Source organism: Pseudomonas sp. H1_A03, from assembly GCF_054685145.1.
Genome location: NZ_CP162829.1, coordinates 3,552,348 through 3,571,254, shown reverse-complemented (window position 1 = coordinate 3,571,254; position 18,907 = coordinate 3,552,348). Strand labels below are relative to the sequence as shown.

Sequence of the window (18,907 nt, the reverse complement as noted above, 5' to 3'; positions counted from 1 at the left end):
GTAAAAACAAAAGCCAGTGCTGAATGGCCTACAGACACTTAAGAGCCGCTTTATAACAAGGGCTCTAAAAAGCTGTCAAGGAAGCCACCCGGCTTAATCGCATTAATGCGTGCTAATTCTTTCCTTGGAATCTGACTCGCGTTTTTCATCCTTCGCGACAATCTCCGGAGCCACATCCGGCAAGGGCTCCGGCGCGTATTGCAGCGCAATTTGCAGGACCTCGTCAATCCATTTAACCGGTTTAATCTGAAGATCCTGCTTGATATTGTCAGGAATTTCTTTCAAGTCGCGAACATTCTCTTCAGGAATGATCACGGTCTTGATGCCACCCCGGTGTGCGGCGAGCAATTTCTCCTTCAGACCACCGATAGCCAGTACTTGACCACGCAGGGTAATTTCCCCGGTCATAGCGACATCGGCACGCACCGGAATGCCAGTCAATGCCGACACCAGGGCCGTGCACATCCCTACGCCTGCGCTAGGGCCGTCCTTCGGGGTCGCCCCTTCCGGCATGTGGATGTGCGTGTCGTGCTTCTCATGGAAGTCCAGGGGGATCCCCAGGCTCTTGGCGCGGCTGCGCACCACGGTCTGCGCGGCAGTGATGGACTCGACCATCACGTCACCCAGGGAACCGGTCTTGATCAGTTGGCCTTTGCCCGGGATCACCGCAGCTTCGATGGTCAGCAACTCGCCGCCCACTTGGGTCCACGCCAGGCCAGTGACCTGCCCTACCTGATCCTGTTGCTCGGCCAGGCCGTAACTGAATTTACGCACGCCCAGGAAATGCTCCAGGGAGTCGGCGGTGACCTTCACCGAGAAGCGTTTTTCCAGCGCATGTTCCTTGACCGCTTTGCGGCAGATTTTCGCGATCTGGCGCTCCAGGCCCCGTACACCGGCCTCGCGGGTGTAATAACGCACGATGTCGCGGATCGTTTCGAGCTCGAACTCGATCTCGCCCTTCTTCAGGCCGTTGGCCGAAATCTGCTTGGGCGCGAGGTATTTGACCGCGATGTTGATCTTCTCGTCTTCGGTGTAGCCCGGCAGACGAATCACTTCCATCCGGTCCAGCAACGCTGGCGGGATGTTCATGGAGTTGGAGGTGCACAGGAACATTACGTCGGACAGGTCGTAATCGACTTCCAGGTAATGGTCGTTGAAATTGTGGTTCTGTTCCGGGTCGAGCACTTCGAGCAGGGCCGATGCCGGATCGCCACGCATGTCGCTGCCCATTTTGTCGATTTCATCGAGCAGGAACAGCGGGTTGCGCACACCCACTTTCGTCATCTTTTGAATCAATCTTCCTGGCATCGAACCGATGTAAGTCCGGCGATGACCACGAATTTCCGCTTCATCGCGCACACCGCCGAGGGCCATGCGCACGAATTTACGGTTGGTGGCATTGGCAATCGACTCAGCCAGGGAGGTTTTACCCACGCCAGGCGGCCCCACCAGGCACAACACCGGCCCACGAATTTTCTTCACGCGCTTTTGCACGGCGAGGTATTCGAGGATGCGTTCTTTGACTTCTTCGAGGCCGTAGTGATCGGCGTCTAGGATATCCTCAGCGCGAGCCAGGTCCAGGCGTACTTTGGTCTGGGCCTTCCACGGCACCTGCACCAGCCAGTCGATGTAGGAGCGCACCACGGTGGCTTCAGCCGACATCGGCGACATTTGCTTGAGCTTGTTCAGCTCGGCGTTGGCCTTGGTCAGGGCGTCTTTCGGCAGGCCGGCGGCATCGATGCGCTTTTTCAGCTCTTCGATTTCGTTGTGGCCTTCCTCGCTGTCGCCGAGTTCTTTCTGGATGGCCTTCATCTGCTCATTCAGGTAGTACTCGCGCTGGCTGCGCTCCATTTGTTTCTTCACACGGCCACGGATGCGTTTCTCAACCTGCAACAGGTCGATTTCGCCATCCAGCAGCGCTAGCACATGCTCAACACGGGCCGACAGGTCGATGATTTCGAGGATGTCTTGCTTCTGCTCGATTTTCAGCGCCATGTGCGCGGCCATGGTGTCGACCAGGCGGCTTGGCTCATCAATGCTGTTGAGGGAAGACAGGACTTCAGCCGGGACTTTCTTGCCCAACTGCACATACTGCTCGAATTGCGAGAGCAGGCTGCGTACAAAAACTTCCGACTCACGCTCAGGGGCTTCGACTTCGTCGATCAGCGCGACTTCGGCGCGCAGGTGGCCGTCCACCTCCATGAAGCGTTCGACCGCACCCCGTTGCTCACCTTCCACCAGCACCTTGACAGTGCCATCAGGCAGCTTGAGCAATTGCAGCACGGTAGCAATGGTGCCCACGCGATACAGGGCATCTTCGCCTGGATCATCATCAGCAGGATTTCTCTGGGCCAACAGCAGGATCTGCTTGTCGCCCGTCATCGCGGCCTCGAGGGCTTCGATAGACTTCTCGCGCCCCACGAACAGCGGGATAACCATGTGCGGATAGACGACGACATCACGCAACGGCAGGAGAGGCAATTCAATGGTTGTCTTCATGATTTCGCCTCTATGACAGTTGAAAAATAAACTTGAAACCAAGATGGGGGCTGCATGCAAAAAAAACAAGCTTATTGCCAGCAGTTAAACGCAGTAAACGCTTTGGAGTAAAAACGCTGTAAAAACAAAGGGGCCCCTGGAGGCCCCTTGTTTATACCGAAACTGCGAAACGCTTACGCGTCGGGCGCAGCCTTGGCAGCCGGCTCACTGTTTTCGTAGATATACAGTGGCTTGGACTTGCCTTCTATAACGCTTTCGTCGATCACCACTTTACTCACCTCGGACTGCGAGGGGATTTCGTACATGGTGTCGAGCAACACGCCTTCCAGAATCGAACGCAGGCCACGTGCACCGGTCTTGCGCTCCAGTGCCCGCTTGGCCACTGATTTGAGTGCGTCGGTACGGAACTCGAGGTCTACACCTTCCATCTCGAACAGCTTGGCGTATTGCTTGGTCAGGGCGTTTTTCGGCTCGGTGAGGATCTGAATCAGAGCAGCCTCATCCAATTCGTCCAACGTGGCCAGGACGGGCAGACGGCCAACGAATTCCGGGATCAGACCGAACTTGACCAGATCGTCAGGCTCGACTTCACGCAGGGACTCGCCCACCTTCTTGCCTTCTTCCTTGCTGCGCACTTCTGCACCGAAACCAATGCCGCCCCGGGTGGAACGTTGCTGGATAACTTTTTCCAGCCCGGAGAACGCACCGCCACAGATGAACAGGATGTTGCGCGTATCAACCTGAAGGAATTCCTGCTGCGGGTGCTTGCGGCCGCCTTGTGGCGGTACGGAAGCAACCGTGCCTTCGATCAGTTTCAACAGGGCTTGCTGCACGCCTTCACCGGAAACATCCCGAGTGATCGACGGGTTGTCAGACTTGCGCGAAATCTTATCGATTTCGTCGATGTAGACAATACCCATCTGGGCTTTCTCTACGTCGTAGTCGCACTTCTGCAGCAGCTTCTGAATGATGTTCTCGACGTCTTCACCCACGTATCCAGCCTCGGTGAGGGTGGTGGCGTCGGCGATAGTGAACGGAACGTTGAGCAGACGAGCGAGGGTTTCTGCAAGCAGGGTTTTACCCGAGCCTGTAGGACCGATCAGCAAGATGTTGCTCTTGCCGAGTTCGACTTCGTCGCCTTTCTTGTCACGCTGGTTCAAGCGCTTGTAGTGGTTGTATACCGCTACGGCCAAAACCTTCTTTGCACGCTCTTGACCAATCACGTATTGATCAAGGATGCCGCTGATTTCTTTAGGCGAAGGCAATTTATGCGCGCTGCTTTCGGCCTGGGCTTCCTGCACCTCCTCACGGATGATGTCATTGCACAGGTCGACGCACTCGTCGCAGATAAAGACCGAGGGGCCGGCAATCAATTTGCGTACTTCATGCTGGCTTTTGCCACAGAAGGAGCAATAGAGCAGCTTGCCGTTGTCCTCGCCGTTGCGGGTGTCAGTCATTCGTTCGATCCAAATCCGATAGGCTTGCAACACAAGATGAAGGCTTATGCGGGCTTTTTCAAGCCCGCCAGTGGTCGGACATGCCGACCGGCCCTATTTTGAGCGGCTTATATTAAGCGGGGCGCTTGTCGATCACGGCGTCGATCAGCCCGTAGTCACGCGCGGCCTCGGCACTCATGAAGTTGTCGCGGTTGGTATCGCGCTCGATTTCTTCCAGGGTGTGCCCGCTGTGCTTGGCCATCAACGTATTGAGACGCTCGCGAATGAACAGGATTTCCTTGGCGTGGATTTCGATGTCCGACGCCTGGCCCTGGAAACCGCCCAGTGGCTGGTGAATCATCACGCGCGAGTTAGGCAGGCAATAACGCTTGCCTTCGGCACCCGCAGTCAGCAGGAACGCGCCCATGCTGCAAGCCTGGCCAATGCAAGTGGTGGATACGTTCGGCTTGATGAATTGCATGGTGTCGTAGATCGACATGCCCGCAGTCACCGAACCGCCCGGTGAGTTGATGTAGAGATGGATGTCCTTGTCCGGGTTTTCCGCTTCAAGGAACAGCAGCTGCGCACAGATCAGGTTGGCCATGTAGTCCTCTACCGGGCCCACCAGAAAAATCACTCGCTCCTTGAGCAGGCGCGAGTAGATGTCGTAGGCGCGTTCGCCACGAGCGGACTGCTCGACAACCATCGGGACCAGGCCGCCAGCGGCCTGGATATCAGAGTTCTGCTGAATATAGGAATTACGGAACATGCTCTGCAGTTACTCCCAAATAGTCATGTCTTGAAAACGCATAAGCCAGCGCGAGGCTGGCTTATGGTTGAATTTCCAACGAGTTGGACAATCAGTCGGCTTGTGGTGCTTCCGCCGGTTTGACTGCTTCTTCGTAAGAGACCGCTTTATCGGTCACCTTAGCCTTCTGCAGAACAGTATCCACAACTTGTTCTTCCAGCACAACCGAACGTACTTCGTTCAGTTGCTGGTCGTTCTTGTAGTACCAAGCCACAACCTGCTCAGGCTCCTGGTAGGCCGAAGCCATTTCCTGGATCATTTCGCGAACGCGGTCTTCGTCAGGCTTGAGGTCGAACTGCTTGACCACTTCTGCCACGATCAGACCCAGGACGACGCGGCGCTTGGCTTGCTCTTCGAACAGCTCGGCCGGCAGTTGATCAGGCTTGATGTTGCCACCAAATTGCTGAACAGCTTGTACGCGCAGGCGATCCACTTCGTTGGACAGCAGTGCCTTAGGCACTTCGATCGGGTTGGCAGCCAGCAGACCGTCCATGACCTGGTTCTTGACCTTGGATTTGATGGCCTGACGCAGCTCGCGCTCCATGTTCTTGCGAACTTCGGTGCGGAAGCCTTCGATGCCGGTTTCCTTGATACCGAATTGAGCGAAGAACTCTTCGTTCAGCTCAGGCAGCTTAGGCTCGGAAACGCTGTTGACGGTCACGGTGAACTCGGCGGCTTTGCCAGCCAGGTCCAGGTTCTGGTAGTCAGCAGGGAATTCCAGGTTCAGAACACGCTCTTCGCCGGCTTTGGCGCCAACCAGGCCGTCTTCAAAGCCAGGGATCATGCGGTTGGAACCCAGCACCAGCTGAGTACCCTTGGCGGAGCCGCCAGCGAAGACTTCGCCGTCAACCTTGCCAACGAAATCGATGTTCAACTGGTCTTCGTTCTGGGCAGCACGCTCGGCTACTTCAAAACGGGTGTTCTGCTTGCGCAGGATTTCCAGCATGTTGTCCAGGTCCGAATCAGCCACTTCGGCGCTCAGGCGCTCGATAGCAATACCGTCGAAACCGGCCACTTCGAATTCTGGGAACACTTCGAATACGGCAACGTATTCCAGGTCCTTGCCCGCTTCGAGGGACTTAGGCTCGATCGACGGCGAACCTGCTGGGTTCAGCTTTTGCTCAACCACTGCTTCGTAGAAAGAAGCCTGGATTACGTCACCAACAGCTTCCTGGCGCGCATCAGCACCAAAACGGCGCTTGATTTCGCTCATTGGCACTTTGCCTGGACGGAAACCAGCGATCTTGGCCTTTTGGGCAGTCTGCTGCAGACGCTTGTTGACCGCAGTCTCAATACGCTCTGCCGGAACGGTGATGCTCAGGCGGCGCTCGAGAGCAGTAGTATTTTCAACAGAAACTTGCATGGATATTCCTCGTTGCACAGACGTTAGCCGGCCATTTCCGACCCCAATCAAGGGCATGCATTCTAGTGGGTCAAACTCAAGAAGTCACCCTACTGAAAATACGCCCGAAAACAGCCGGCAATTTATCGGTACGAAGGCACTGACGCACCTCGCCCCGGTGACAAATACAGCCAAGTACGCCAGGGCTCCGCGCCGCCTCTTCTATATATAGAAGAAGTCGTCTGCACCCCCTTGGCGGCCAACCCCTCAAACAGGGCCAGCAGGCAGTGCGGCATCATCGAGATACATAAATACGACGAAACGCCCTGCCGTTGCGACCCACTACCTGCAGCCGCCGAATATTCGTACCGCTGAAACCAAAAAAGGCGCCAGACTGTTAAATCTGGCGCCTTTCGAATATGGGGTGGACGAAGGGGATCGAACCCTCGACAACGGGAGTCACAATCCCGTGCTCTACCAACTGAGCTACGCCCACCATATTGCGTTAACAAAGAAACCAAACCACTTCTTTGTTTAGCCCTGCCCTGCCTTTCGACATGGCCAAGCCTTGTTTGGTGCGGATGAAGAGACTCGAACTCTTACGCCTCGCGGCGCTGGAACCTAAATCCAGTGTGTCTACCAATTCCACCACATCCGCGCTTGTAGCTCTTAAAGCAAAGGCGCCAGACGATTAATCTGGCGCCTTTTCAAAATATGGGGTGGACGAAGGGGATCGAACCCTCGACAACGGGAGTCACAATCCCGTGCTCTACCAACTGAGCTACGCCCACCAACTAGCGCTACTTGTGCCAAAGCTGCCTAATGGCGCACCCGGCAGGACTCGAACCTGCGACCATCCGCTTAGAAGGCGGATGCTCTATCCAGCTGAGCTACGGGCGCCTGATTAATCTGTACTCTTGGAGGATTACAAACTAAGTGCTTCCAGCCTTGCAGAACAACACTCTATTCTGCTCGACCTTCTTAACCAGTGCTAGGCTGTGCCCGACAAGTGCGACGAATAGTATAGAGGGCCTGGAAACCCGTCAAATCTTTTTTGAAAAAAACTGATTTTATTTAAGGGGTTAGGGCAATTTGCAGACCAAGCGCCTTTGCCCTCACGTCATGGCATGCGAGAATGCGCGCACTTTTCTTCCCCCTCTCGATGGTTAATCACGCGTAATGACTGCACAACTTATCGACGGCAAATCAATCGCCGCCAGCCTGCGCCAGCAGATCGCCAAACGCGTCTCCGAGCGTGGCCAGCAAGGCCTGCGCACGCCTGGCCTCGCGGTGATCCTGGTCGGCAGCGATCCTGCGTCCCAGGTTTATGTCTCGCACAAGCGTAAAGACTGTGAAGAGGTCGGCTTTATTTCCAAGGCCTACGACTTACCTTCCGAGACCACCCAGCAGGCGCTTACCGACCTGATCGACGGTCTCAACGACGACCCGAAGATCGATGGCATCCTGCTCCAACTGCCTTTGCCCGAGCACTTGGACGCGTCCAAATTGCTGGAGCGCATCCGCCCGGACAAGGACGTCGACGGCTTCCACCCTTATAACGTCGGCCGCCTGGCCCAGCGTATCCCGCTGCTGCGCCCGTGCACGCCGAAAGGCATCATGACCCTGCTGGAAAGCACCGGTGTCGACCTGTATGGCCTTGATGCCGTGGTTGTCGGCGCGTCCAACATCGTCGGCCGCCCGATGGCCATGGAACTGCTGCTGGCCGGCTGCACCGTGACCGTCACCCACCGCTTCACCAAAGACCTCGCCGGCCACGTTGGCCGCGCCGATCTGGTCGTTGTCGCCGCCGGTAAGCCGGGCCTGGTCAAGGGTGAGTGGATCAAGCAAGGCGCCATCGTCATCGACGTGGGCATCAACCGCCAGGAAGACGGCAAACTGGTGGGGGACGTGGTGTACGAAACCGCCCTGCCCCGCGCCGGCTGGATTACTCCAGTACCGGGTGGAGTTGGCCCGATGACGCGTGCCTGCCTATTGGAAAACACCTTGTACGCCGCAGAAACCCTGCACGATTAATAACCAGGTGTACTGAAAAAGCCCTGTCTTATCGCAGGGCTTTTTATTGCCCGCAAAAAACTCTTTTTTCTTAGTTTTTAGGAACTTTCATCTGGCTTTAGAAGAACATTCGACAGTTTCTGATCCATACTCCTAAAATGTAACGGCATTTATCAAAAACCCGTTCCCCAACGGCATTTCCTTACTTTTTAGCGAGTTCATCCGCGTGAAAATTCGTCTCTCTATTGTCAGCCTATTTTTTGCTTTCACAGGCACCTTCGCGCAAGCAGCCGAAACCACCCAGGCTCCGCGTGATACCTCCAAGCTGCAGATCGCTTCAGGCAGCGCCATGCTGGTGGACCTGCAGACCAATAAGGTCATCTATTCCAGCAACCCCGACGTGGTGGTGCCCATTGCCTCGGTGAGCAAGCTGATGACCGGCCTGATCGTGCTCGAAGCCAAGCAGAACATGGATGAGTACATCGATATCAATATCAAGGACACACCGGAAATGAAAGGTGTGTTCTCCCGCGTGAAAATCGGCAGCGAAATGCCGCGCAAAGAGATGTTGCTGATCGCCCTGATGTCGTCAGAAAACCGCGCCGCCGCCAGCCTGGCCCACCACTACCCAGGCGGCTATCCAGCGTTTATCGCGGCGATGAACGCCAAGGCCAAAGCGCTGGGCATGACCAGCACCCACTACGTCGAGCCTACTGGCCTGTCGATTCATAACGTGTCCACCGCCCGTGACCTGAGCAAATTGCTGGCCGCCGCGCGCCACTACCCGCTGCTCAGCCAACTGAGTACCACCAAGGAAAAGACCGTTTCGTTCCGCAAACCCAACTATACCCTGGGTTTCTCCAACACCGATCACCTGATCAACCGCGCCAACTGGGACATCAAGCTGACCAAGACCGGCTTCACCAACCAGGCCGGCCACTGCCTGGTGCTGGTGACCAGCATGGGTAACCGCCCGGTGTCGTTGGTGATCCTGGATGCCTTCGGCAAATTCACGCACTTTGCCGATGCCAGCCGGATTCGTAATTGGGTTGAAACCGGTAAGAGCGGCTCGGTGCCGGATGTGGCATTGCGCTACAAGGCGGACAAGAACCTGAAGAACCGTCCTAACGCTGCGGAAGTGCGTCGCTAAACAACAGTTCTAATGTGGGAGCGGGCTTGCTCGCGAATACGGTGAATCAGTCGCCAAATGCATTGACTGACACTCCGCTTTCGCGAGCAAGCCCGCTCCCACACTGGATCTTCGGTGTATTCCTTACTTGCGTTCCGCCAACACTTTAAGGGCCTGCGCCGCCGCCCGTTCCTGCCCCGCCTGGGCCGTTGCATTAGCCGACTCCCGCCAGCGTTGCGCATCCACATTGGCCGGCAACTGGCTTGGACGCTGGGTGAGGACTGCCCAACTCCCCGCATTCTTCCACTTCGATTCAAAGTCGCTGAAGCTCATCAACAGGCGCCGGTCCATCCCGGAGCGCAGCAGCACGGTGCTTTTCTGCTGATTGAACCCGACCACGACCACATAATGCGCGTCAGACCACACCCCGCCGCCAATTCGCGCCATCACCGGGTAACCCGCCGCCACCTGCGCCAGCACCGCCGTCAGCTCTGCATCCAGCGGATACACCATGAGCCCGTATTCACGCGCCAGCACCTGCATGTTGCGTTCAAGGTCTGCCTCGGCGCCCGGTAAACGCAGCGGCTTATCCAGCAGGCCCGGTGTCATGACAATGCCTTGTTGCGACAGCATGCTGGCTAAAGCCGTAGGACCGCTCTGATAAGCCTCGCTCCGAAAAGTCGGCACGCCATTGAGCTCGACGCGCTCCGGCAGGCCCGCCAGCCTCGATGGGGTTGCAGAACAGGCCGCAAGCCCCAGGGCACAGGCGAGCAACACGGATGTTTTAAGGTTCGACCGTAACCGCAATTTTCTACTCTCTTGATCAACTGCCGGTGAGGGCCCTGATCATAGGACGCTCTGCCACGCGGGTATAGCCCGCAGGCTTAGTAAAGGGAGTGGATAGAGCAAAGAAGTTGGTCAGACACGACCATTGGTCAATAGCAGGCAACCGCCAGCTAGCTAGACTGTCCCTTGAGAAGACTGTGTGTGCCCCGAACGGGGCGAAAGGAGGCCCGAATGAGCCTTGCAACAACGATTTTCCTGTTGATCTGCGGCTGGCTGGCGGTAGCCGGCGCCATGTTGTGGGGGGTGTTGCGCATTACCCGCCGGCACCATCACCCCCACGCCAAACCCGCCAAGCCTCATAAGGCAGCGGTGCATCACGCCTAGCCAGGCATGCAATTGAAATCCTGAGTCGCCGCGACTTCCTTGCCGTGGCCATCCTCCAGGGATGCGCGCACGGTCGTGCCCAGGCTGGATTCCACCAAGGTGTAGTGCTCACCCGCCTTGAAGTCCTTGTACTCGACCCGACCCTGGCAGTCCTGCTGGTTGTCGTCGCCTGGTTCTTCCTCGAATAACGTCACATCCAGGCGATGATCTCCCGGCGTCACTTCAAAAAAACGCCCGTCATCCACGCGTTTTCCATCCACTCGCTCAGCCATCAGGTCGTTCGGCGCTTCTTCCTTCAAGCCGATCCAGGCTTCGCTCGGGTCGGCTTTTGGAATGGGACCGGCGCAGGCCGATAACAGCAGCACAGCACCGAGGGCGGGAATCAACAACAGGGGTTTGAGTGACATGGCAGGGCTCCAAAGAAAGACGATATGTCCGATGGGTTACAAGCTTGGTGAGCGCGCCTGTTTAGAACAAATGAATACATATGAAACGATCTTCAGCCCTTACCTAAATGTTCCTTCACCTGGCTGAAAGGTGCGTGTTAGGTGGGTCGGGCAAGACTGCCGGGGTTTGCAATCCTGCTCCTTTGGAGGTTCACGCATGCTCGGGCTGGTAAAGACCGCACTGCAAAAGCCGTACACGTTTATCGTGTTGGCCATATTCATCTGCATCATCGGGCCAATGGCGGCCCTGCGTACCCCCACTGACGTTTTCCCGGATATCGGCATCCCTGTGGTAGCGGTGGTGTGGCAGTACAACGGCCTGTCGCCGGACGCCATGGCCGGCCGGGTGATTTACACCTACGAACGCTCCCTGAGTACCACCGTCAACGACATCGAACACATCGAATCGCAATCGCTGCCCGGCATGGGCATCGTCAAGATCTTCTTCCAGCCCGGCGTGGATATCCGCACCGCCAACGCTCAGGTGACAGCAGTTTCTCAAACCGTACTCAAGCAGATGCCACCGGGCATCACGCCGCCGCTGATCCTCAACTACAGTGCCTCCACGGTGCCGATCCTGCAGATGGCATTCTCCAGCCCGAGCCTCTCGGAGGCGAAGATTCGCGACCTGGTGCAAAACAACATCCGCCTGCCTTTAAGCGCCCTGCCCGGCCTGGCGATGCCCACACCTATGGGAGGTAAACAACGCCAGATCACCCTCGACCTCGACCCGCAGGCGCTGGCCGCCAAAGGGCTGTCGGCCCAGGACGTGGGCAATGCACTCGCGTTGCAAAACCAGATCATCCCAGTGGGCACCGCCAAACTCGGTCCCAACGAATACACGATCCTGCTCAACAACAGCCCCAAGGCAATTGATGAACTCAACGATTTGCCAATCAAAACCGTCGACGGTGCGCTGATCACCATCGGCCAGGTGGCCCACGTACGTGACGGCTCGCCGCCGCAGACCAACATCGTACGCGTCGACGGCCACCGTGCGGTGCTGATGCCGGCATTGAAAAACGGCAGCATCTCTACCCTGTCGATCATCGACGGCATCCGGCAGATGCTGCCGCGCATCAACGAAACGCTGCCGCCGTCGCTGAAGACTTCGCTGCTGGGCGACGCCTCGGTGTTCGTCAAACAGTCGGTGGGCAGCGTGGCCCAGGAAGGCATCATTGCCGCGCTGCTGACGAGCGCGATGATCCTGCTGTTCCTTGGCAGCTGGCGTTCGACGCTGATCATCGCGGCGTCGATTCCCCTGGCGGTACTCTCGGCCATCGCGCTGCTGGCGGTGTCCGGGCAAACCCTCAACGTGATGACCCTCGGCGGGCTGGCGTTGGCCGTGGGCATCCTGGTGGACGACGCCACGGTCACCATCGAAAACATCAACTGGCACCTGGAACAAGGCAAGGCGGTAAAAACCGCGATCCTCGACGGCGCCGCGCAGATCGTCGGCCCGGCGTTCGTCTCGCTGCTGTGCATCTGCATCGTGTTTGTGCCGATGTTCTTGCTGCAAGGCATCGCCGGCTACCTGTTCCGCCCGATGGCCCTGGCGGTCATCTTTGCCATGGCCAGTTCGTTCATCCTCTCGCGTACGTTGGTACCGACACTGGCGATGTTCCTGCTCAAGCCGCACATGCCGGAGCCAGGCGCGGGGCATCACCCGGAAGATGAATTCATCAATCATCACGAAGGTGAGCAGCACACGAAACAGCGCAACGCCCTGCTGCAATCGATGCTGAATTTCCAACAGGGGTTCGAGCGCCATTTCTCGAATATCCGCGATACCTATTACGGCCTGCTGACCTTGGCGCTGGGCAATCGCAAACGCTTTATCGTCGGTTTCCTGGCCTGCGTACTCGCGTCATTCCTGCTGTTGCCTAGCCTGGGCCAGGACTTCTTCCCAGCCACCGACGCCGGTGCCCTCGCCCTTCACGTACGTTTACCACTGGGCACGCGCATCGAAGAAAGCGCCGCCGCTTTCGACCGCATCGAAGCGCGGATTCGTGAAGTGATTCCCGCCGAAGAACTCGACACCATTGTCGATAACATCGGCATCCCGCTGAGCGGCATCGACATGGCCTACAGCAGCAGCGGCACCATCGGCCCGCAGGATGGCGACATCCAGGTCACCTTGAAAAAAGACCACGCCCCCACCGCGGACTATGTGAAGAAACTGCGTGAAGCCTTGCCGCAAAGTTTTCCCGGCAGCCACTTTGCGTTCCTGCCGGCGGATATCAGCAGCCAGATCCTCAACTTTGGCGCGCCTGCCCCGCTGGACGTGAAGATCTCCGGGCGCAGCGACGAAGAAAACCGCGCCTATGCGGTAGAACTGGAGCGCCGCCTGCAGCACGTCCCGGGCATCGCCGACCTGCGTATCCAACAGTCCACCGGCTACCCGTCCTTGCAGGTGAATGTCGACCGGATGCGCGCCAACGGCCTGGGCATCACGGAGCGTGACGTGACCAACAGCATGGTCGCCTCCCTCGCCGGCAGCTCCCAGGTGGCGCCGACCTTCTGGCTCAACCCGGCCAACGGCGTGTCCTATTCCATCGTTGCCGCGACCCCGCAATACCGCCTCGACAGCCTGCCGTCACTGGAAGCGCTGCCGGTAACGGGTGCTGGCGGCCAGTCGCAAATCCTCGGCGGCGTGGCAACCATCTCCCGTGTGCAGAGCCCGGCGGTGGTGACTCACTACAACATCGAACCGACCCTGGACTTGTACGCCAATGTCCAAGGCCGCGACCTCGGCGGCGTAGCCCGTGATGTGCAAAAAGTGCTGGATGACACCGCGTCGATGCGCCCCAAAGGCGCGGTGATCAGCCTGCACGGGCAGATCGATGCGTTGCATGAAGCGTTCAGCGGTTTGAGCGTCGGCCTGCTCGGTGCGGTGGTGCTGATCTACCTGCTGATCGTGGTCAACTTCCAGTCGTGGGCCGACCCGTTCGTGATCATCACCGCCTTGCCGGCGGCCCTGGCGGGGATCGTGTGGATGCTGTTCCTCAGCGGCACCTCGCTGTCGGTGCCCGCGTTGACCGGCGCAATCCTGTGCATGGGCGTCGCCACCGCCAACTCGATCCTGGTCGTGAGCTTCTGCCGCGAACGCCTGGCCGAACATGGTGATGCGCTGAAGGCCGCGCTGGAAGCGGGCTACACGCGCTTTCGCCCAGTGTGCATGACCGCCCTGGCGATGATCATCGGCATGCTGCCACTGGCGATCTCCGAGGAGCAGAACGCACCGCTCGGCCGTGCGGTGATCGGTGGCTTGATCTTCGCCACCGTCGCCACCCTGTTGTTTGTTCCCGTGGTCTTCAGCCTGGTCCACGGTCGTCACTCTACTCGCGCAGTTGCAGGAGTTCCCCCACATGTCGTCTGATCAAAAACCCTCGCGCAAGCGTCTGATGCTCATGGGTGTCGGCGGCCTGACCCTGGCCGCCCTGTTGGTCGCCAACGGCCTGCACGCCCGTACGCTGCACGAACAATCGGTTGCCGCCTGGACCGAGACTGCCGCCATCGCTCAAGTGAGGGTGGTCCAACCGCAACAGAACGCCGCCGGCGATACCCTGCGTTTGCCCGCGCATTTGGAAGCCTGGAGCAAGGCGCCGATTCACGCCCGGGTCAGCGGCTACCTGAAAGACTGGAAAGCCGACATCGGCACTCAAGTCAAGGCCGGGCAGGTCCTCGCCGAGATCGACAGCCCGGACCTGGACCAGCAACTGGCCCAAACCCACGCACGCCTAGTGCAGGAACAAGCCAACGCACGCCTGGCCGAAACCACCGCCACCCGCTGGCAAAACCTGCTCGCCAGCCACTCGGTATCACGCCAGGAGGCCGATGAAAAAACCTCCAATGCCGCCGCGGCCAAGGCCAACGCCGAAGCCGCCGCTGCCGACTACGCGAGGCTCACCGCGCTGGAAAGCTACAAGACCCTTCGTGCGCCATTCGCCGGCACCATCACCGCGCGCAACACCGATATCGGCCAGTTGATCAAAGCCGATACCGACAGTGATCCCGAGTTGTTCAACATTGCTGACACCCACCAGTTGCGCCTGTATGTGCCGGTGCCACAGAACTACGCGGCCGTCATCCATCCCGGCCTTGAAGCCGAACTGACAGTGCCCGAGCATCCTGGCGAACACTTCAAGGCCCGCCTGATCGGCGACTCCACCGCCATCGACCGCCGCTCAGGCACCCTGCTCGCGCAGTTCGTGGCAGACAACCCCAACGGCGAATTGCTGCCCGGTGATTACGCCGAAGCCACCCTGCCGATTCCGGTGGACACCCATGGCGTGAGCATCCCGGCCAGCGCGTTGATCTTCCGCGCCCAAGGCACGCAAGTGGCGGTGCTGGACGCGCAGAATCACGTGCACCTGCAGAACATCCACATCGGATTGGATTTGGGCGAACGCTTGGTGATCGACCAGGGCCTGAAACGCGCCGACCGTGTCGTCGACAACCCACCTGACGCCCTGCGTGAAGGCGACCCGGTGCAACTGGCCAACGCCTCGGGAGGTGCACATGTGCCCAAGGCTTAAACCTGTCGCAGCCCTGATACTGCTGGCGTTGCAAGGTTGCTCAATGGCGCCGACCTACACCGTGCCTTCGGTAAACCTCCCGACGGGCTACCGCGAACAGACCCGTGACGGCCCGTGGCACAGCGCTCAACCCTGCGACCAACTGGCGCCCGAATGGTGGAAACTCTACAACGACCCACACCTGAATGACCTGCAACAGCAACTGCTCAAGGCCAATCCGGACCTGGATGCAGCGCTGGCGCACTTCGATGCGTCCCAGGCGTACGCCAGCCAACTGCATGCCGGGTTGTTCCCGCAAATCACTGCCAGCGCGCAGCCGTTGCGGCAACGGCAATCGGACTCGCGACCGTTGCGGGGGACGACTCAGCCGTCCGTGTATAACAGCAACACCGCAGGCTTTTTATTGAGCTACGACCTGGACCTGTGGGGCAAAATCCGCAACCAGGTGGCGGCGGGTGATGCTCAGGCGCAAGCGTCCGGCGATGACTTGGCGGTGGCACGCTTGAGCCTGCAGCACCAGTTGGCGACGTTGTATGTGCAGCTCAATGGGCTGGATGCGCAGGCGCGAATTCTCAACCGTTCGCTGGACGATTTCAGCCAAGCGCTGCAATTGACCCGCAGCCGGTATGAAGGCCAGATTGCTTCTGAGCTGGACCTGACCCGCGCGCAGAATCAGTTGGCAGAAGCCAAGGCGCAATTGGATGAGGTGCGCGGCCAGCGCAACCTTACTGAGCATGCCATTGGTGAACTGGTGGGTGTCGCAGCCAGTGATTTTACGTTGCCGCCGAGCCAACAGTTGATCGCGTTACCGGGAATTCCTACGCAGTTACCCAGCCAGTTGCTGCAGCGCCGCCCGGATATTGCGGCGGCGGAACGGCGGGTGTTTGCGGCCAATGCGAATATCGGGGTGGCCAAGGCCGCGTGGTATCCGGATTTCAGCTTGACCGGGTTGGTTGGCGGGCAGACGCAAGGCGTCGGCAATCTGCTTTCGGCGGGCAATCGGTATTGGGCGCTGGGGCCGCTGGTCAACTTGCCGATCTTTGATGGCGGCCGCTTGAGCGCCAATGAACATCAAGCCAAAGCGGAGTTTGAAGAAGCCTCGGCGCAATACCGGAGCCGCGTACTGAAAGCGGTGCGCGAGGTCGAAGATAACCTGGCGCAGCTTCGGGACTTGCAACAGGAAGCCCAGGACGAACAGGCGGCGGCGGATGCCGCGCAACATACGCAATCGCTGGCGATGAACAGCTACCAAGCCGGGGCCGTGAGTTACCTGGATGTAGTGACCGCACAAACGGCAGCCTTGCAGGCACAACGAACATTGCAGGCGGTGCAGACCCGTCAGTTACAGGCAAGCGTGGGATTGGTCACCGCGCTCGGTGGGGGCTGGCAATCTGGCGACCGGCTTTTGCCCCAATCAACTTCGCCTGCCCATCCTTCTGCTTCCCCGTCCGCGCCTCAGTGATCAACCCTGGGATCAACTTGCCCTCGGGCAAGTTCTTCCAGAACCGGCTCGGCAAGTGCCCTTCCATCACCTTGGGGTTCAACCGCGCCGGGTTGAAGATGTGGCTGTAATAGGTCAGCCACATCGCACTGTGCGGATCCTCCACATTCTGCGCCAGCTGCCGCCACGCCTCGGGGCACTCGCGCTGATGAATAAGCTGCTCTCCGTCGTAGTACACCCCGTCCAGCGGCGTGGCGATCATCCAACGATGACGGCCCATGCGCCCGACGAAATGCTGGCTGGCGGATTTCAGAATGTCGTGTGCAGGCTCGTGCCAGGCCACATATTCCGGCAGCTCCGCCCCCGCCCCGGCGGGTAATGCGATAAACCGCACAAACGCATGCAGGTGGTGCGCCTCGCGGCTGACCTGTTTGATCCGCCGCTGCAACTCGCTGCCCAGCTTGTCCCCCGCCAGCATCGCAGTACGATCGCCATGGCTCACACGCCACAACACTTCATACAGCAGGCTCCAGCGCTGGTCGCCGTGGTAGCAGGCGGCCGACTCCAGCAGATCCAACAACGCCTTGGGCACGCGCGTCTGGAACGGCCCGAGGCCTTCGGGAATGGACTGGTCGGTGGCAAACAGATCGGCTACCTCGGCCTCGCCCCAGCTCACCTGGCTGGGATCGACCTGATGGCTGAGCAGCCATCGCGCCTGGTCGCGCCAAGTGCTGAACAGGTTGTCGCATTCCAGGCTGATCATCCCCACAGCCCCATTTGCTGGGGTGCGGGGCGGTCGCGCAATTGTTCACGTAGCAGCACGCTGGTGCTTTCGGCCTGTTGCGGGTGATAGTCACTGGTGATGAAAAACGGCTTGGCCTTGGCCAGTACGCAGCGCATGCGCGCCAGGTCTTCGAAGCGGATCTTGCGTTCACGCCGCAGGTCCACCAGGCGCTGGGTGGTGCGCAGGCCAATGCCCGGAATGCGCGCAATCAAGGTCGGCTCGGCGCGGTTCAGGTCCAGGGGGAATACCTCGCGGTGTTCCAGGGCCCAGGCCAGCTTGGGGTCGATATCCAGGGCCAGGTGGCCGGGGCCTGCGAACAGTTCGTTGGCGCTGAACCCGTAGCTGCGCAGCAGGAAATCGGCCTGGTACAAGCGATGCTCGCGCATCAGCGGTGGTGCAGCCAGGGGCACGCTCTTCGGGCTGTTGGGGATGGGGCTGAACGCCGAGTAATACACACGCCGCAGCTTGAAATTGCCGTAAAGCGCCTCGGCACCGTGGAGGATGGTGCTGTCATCGGTGTCGTCGGCGCCGACGATCATTTGCGTACTCTGCCCTGCCGGGGCGAATCGCGGCGCGCGCGGCTCGTTGAGCACGGTCTGCTCGCCGGTGTAGATGGTCTGCATGGCCTGCTTGATCGAGACGATCTGTTTTTCCGGCGCCAGGGTCTGCAAGCTGGTCTCGGTAGGCAGTTCGATATTCACGCTCAGGCGGTCGGCATAACGCCCGGCTTCGGCGATCAGCGCCGGGTCCGCGTCGGGAATGGTCTTGAGGTGGATATAGCCGCGAAAGTCGTGCTCTTCGCGTAGAAGCTTGGCGACCCGCACCAACTGCTCCATGGTGTAGTCAGACGAACGGATGATGCCGGAGCTGAGAAACAGCCCGCTGACGCAATTGCGCCGGTAGAAGTCCAGGGTCAGTGTGACCACCTCCTCCGGGCTGAAACGCGCGCGGGGCACGTCGCTGGAGCGGCGGTTGACACAGTATTGGCAGTCGTAGAGACAGAAGTTGGTGAGCAACACCTTGAGCAATGACACGCATCGCCCATCGGGCGTATAGCTGTGGCAGATGCCCATGCCATCGGTAGAACCCAGCCCCGCCTTGCCCTCGGAGCTACGCTTGGGCGCGCCGCTGCTGGCGCACGACGCATCGTACTTGGCGGCGTCGGCGAGGATGCTGAGTTTTTCGATCAACTGCATGGAGGGCTACCGGTACTGGTTTTTTGTACAGTACCAGTAGCTCAACCATCACGCCAGTGCCGTCTGTAGGACAGAGATTTTGTGGCGAAGGAGCTTGCTCCCGCT

At 59.1% G+C, this 18,907-nt stretch carries 13 protein-coding genes, 4 tRNA genes and 1 pseudogene; 6 read left to right on the top strand and 12 right to left on the bottom strand.

Annotation, left to right across the window (positions count from 1 at the left end):
* Positions 1–102 precede the first annotated feature (102 nt).
* The 8 genes from lon to AB4O35_RS16500 all read right to left on the bottom strand — a co-directional run bounded on the left by lon (position 103) and on the right by AB4O35_RS16500 (position 6,985).
* Positions 103–2,499 carry an endopeptidase La gene (gene lon, locus AB4O35_RS16535; protein WP_065890721.1) on the bottom strand — a complete coding sequence of 799 codons (2,397 nt, stop codon included), beginning with the start codon at positions 2,497–2,499 and terminating at the stop codon, positions 103–105.
* Between the two features lie 173 nt (positions 2,500–2,672).
* Complete coding sequence (gene clpX / locus AB4O35_RS16530; RefSeq protein ID WP_017136464.1) at positions 2,673–3,956, bottom strand: ATP-dependent Clp protease ATP-binding subunit ClpX; 1,284 nt, start codon at positions 3,954–3,956, stop codon at positions 2,673–2,675.
* A 112-nt stretch (positions 3,957–4,068) separates the two neighbouring features.
* Positions 4,069–4,704, bottom strand: a complete 636-nt coding sequence (gene clpP, locus AB4O35_RS16525; protein WP_017848147.1) for an ATP-dependent Clp endopeptidase proteolytic subunit ClpP — start codon at positions 4,702–4,704, stop codon at positions 4,069–4,071.
* Positions 4,705–4,795: 91 nt separating this feature from the next.
* Complete coding sequence (gene tig, locus AB4O35_RS16520; protein ID WP_065876002.1) at positions 4,796–6,106, bottom strand: trigger factor; 1,311 nt, start codon at positions 6,104–6,106, stop codon at positions 4,796–4,798.
* Positions 6,107–6,505: 399 nt separating this feature from the next.
* A tRNA-His gene (locus AB4O35_RS16515) sits at positions 6,506–6,581 on the bottom strand.
* 77 nt (positions 6,582–6,658) lie between these two features.
* Positions 6,659–6,743 (bottom strand) — tRNA-Leu (locus AB4O35_RS16510).
* 57 nt (positions 6,744–6,800) lie between these two features.
* A tRNA-His gene (locus AB4O35_RS16505) sits at positions 6,801–6,876 on the bottom strand.
* 32 nt (positions 6,877–6,908) lie between these two features.
* Positions 6,909–6,985 (bottom strand) — tRNA-Arg (locus AB4O35_RS16500).
* 279 nt (positions 6,986–7,264) lie between these two features.
* Between AB4O35_RS16500 and folD the strand changes: the two genes are divergently transcribed.
* Together folD and pbpG are read left to right on the top strand one after the other, a co-directional pair.
* Complete coding sequence (gene folD, locus AB4O35_RS16495; RefSeq protein WP_065890720.1) at positions 7,265–8,119, top strand: bifunctional methylenetetrahydrofolate dehydrogenase/methenyltetrahydrofolate cyclohydrolase FolD; 855 nt, start codon at positions 7,265–7,267, stop codon at positions 8,117–8,119.
* Positions 8,120–8,324: 205 nt separating this feature from the next.
* Complete coding sequence (pbpG, locus tag AB4O35_RS16490; protein WP_065876000.1) at positions 8,325–9,248, top strand: D-alanyl-D-alanine endopeptidase; 924 nt, start codon at positions 8,325–8,327, stop codon at positions 9,246–9,248.
* 123 nt (positions 9,249–9,371) lie between these two features.
* On the opposite strand, the gene AB4O35_RS16485 is transcribed toward pbpG, so the two are convergent.
* Complete coding sequence (locus AB4O35_RS16485) at positions 9,372–10,034, bottom strand: C39 family peptidase (RefSeq protein ID WP_065875999.1); 663 nt, start codon at positions 10,032–10,034, stop codon at positions 9,372–9,374.
* 210 nt (positions 10,035–10,244) lie between these two features.
* Here AB4O35_RS16485 and AB4O35_RS16480 point away from each other — a divergent pair, with 210 nt between their 5' ends.
* Entirely contained in the window at positions 10,245–10,397 is a 153-nt protein-coding gene (locus AB4O35_RS16480; protein ID WP_175403023.1) for a hypothetical protein, read from the top strand.
* Here the strand turns inward: AB4O35_RS16480 and AB4O35_RS16475 are convergent.
* Positions 10,394–10,804 (bottom strand): PA0061/PA0062 family lipoprotein, encoded by a 411-nt coding sequence (locus AB4O35_RS16475; RefSeq protein ID WP_049712574.1) that lies wholly within the window; start codon positions 10,802–10,804, stop codon positions 10,394–10,396. The genes AB4O35_RS16480 and AB4O35_RS16475 overlap by 4 nt on opposite strands.
* Before the next feature lie 196 nt (positions 10,805–11,000).
* Here AB4O35_RS16475 and AB4O35_RS16470 point away from each other — a divergent pair, with 196 nt between their 5' ends.
* From AB4O35_RS16470 to AB4O35_RS16460, 3 genes and pseudogenes are all read left to right on the top strand, one after another.
* Positions 11,001–14,222: an efflux RND transporter permease subunit gene (locus AB4O35_RS16470; protein WP_065875998.1), complete on the top strand. Its 3,222-nt coding sequence runs from the start codon at positions 11,001–11,003 to the stop codon at positions 14,220–14,222.
* On the top strand, positions 14,212–15,381 hold the full coding sequence (locus AB4O35_RS16465; RefSeq protein ID WP_065945922.1) for an efflux RND transporter periplasmic adaptor subunit: 1,170 nt from the start codon (positions 14,212–14,214) through the stop codon (positions 15,379–15,381). The genes AB4O35_RS16470 and AB4O35_RS16465 overlap by 11 nt, the downstream gene beginning before the upstream one ends.
* Positions 15,365–16,777 (top strand): annotated as a pseudogene (locus AB4O35_RS16460) (efflux transporter outer membrane subunit); the annotation flags it as partial. The gene AB4O35_RS16465 and the pseudogene AB4O35_RS16460, both read left to right, overlap by 17 nt.
* Here the strand turns inward: AB4O35_RS16460 and AB4O35_RS16455 are convergent.
* Together AB4O35_RS16455 and AB4O35_RS16450 are read right to left on the bottom strand one after the other, a co-directional pair.
* A complete protein-coding gene (locus AB4O35_RS16455; RefSeq protein WP_065910918.1) occupies positions 16,746–17,585 on the bottom strand; it encodes a TIGR03915 family putative DNA repair protein in 840 nt (279 codons plus the stop codon). The pseudogene AB4O35_RS16460 and the gene AB4O35_RS16455 overlap by 32 nt on opposite strands.
* Positions 17,582–18,802, bottom strand: a complete 1,221-nt coding sequence (locus AB4O35_RS16450; protein ID WP_065875995.1) for a putative DNA modification/repair radical SAM protein — start codon at positions 18,800–18,802, stop codon at positions 17,582–17,584. Before AB4O35_RS16450 ends, AB4O35_RS16455 begins: the two co-directional genes overlap by 4 nt.
* Between the last annotated feature and the right edge of the window lie 105 nt (positions 18,803–18,907).

Bases quoted from the DNA above. Each gene is read 5' to 3' on its own strand.
- lon (WP_065890721.1), bottom strand. From the start codon at position 2,499: ATGAAGACAACCATTGAATTGCCTCTCCTGCCGTTGCGTGATGTCGTC.
- clpX (WP_017136464.1), bottom strand. From the start codon at position 3,956: ATGACTGACACCCGCAACGGCGAGGACAACGGCAAGCTGCTCTATTGC.
- clpP (WP_017848147.1), bottom strand. From the start codon at position 4,704: ATGTTCCGTAATTCCTATATTCAGCAGAACTCTGATATCCAGGCCGCT.
- tig (WP_065876002.1), bottom strand. From the start codon at position 6,106: ATGCAAGTTTCTGTTGAAAATACTACTGCTCTCGAGCGCCGCCTGAGC.
- folD (WP_065890720.1), top strand. From the start codon at position 7,265: ATGACTGCACAACTTATCGACGGCAAATCAATCGCCGCCAGCCTGCGC.
- AB4O35_RS16480 (WP_175403023.1), top strand. From the start codon at position 10,245: ATGAGCCTTGCAACAACGATTTTCCTGTTGATCTGCGGCTGGCTGGCG.
- AB4O35_RS16475 (WP_049712574.1), bottom strand. From the start codon at position 10,804: ATGTCACTCAAACCCCTGTTGTTGATTCCCGCCCTCGGTGCTGTGCTG.
- AB4O35_RS16470 (WP_065875998.1), top strand. From the start codon at position 11,001: ATGCTCGGGCTGGTAAAGACCGCACTGCAAAAGCCGTACACGTTTATC.
- AB4O35_RS16465 (WP_065945922.1), top strand. From the start codon at position 14,212: ATGTCGTCTGATCAAAAACCCTCGCGCAAGCGTCTGATGCTCATGGGT.
- AB4O35_RS16455 (WP_065910918.1), bottom strand. From the start codon at position 17,585: ATGATCAGCCTGGAATGCGACAACCTGTTCAGCACTTGGCGCGACCAG.
- AB4O35_RS16450 (WP_065875995.1), bottom strand. From the start codon at position 18,802: ATGCAGTTGATCGAAAAACTCAGCATCCTCGCCGACGCCGCCAAGTAC.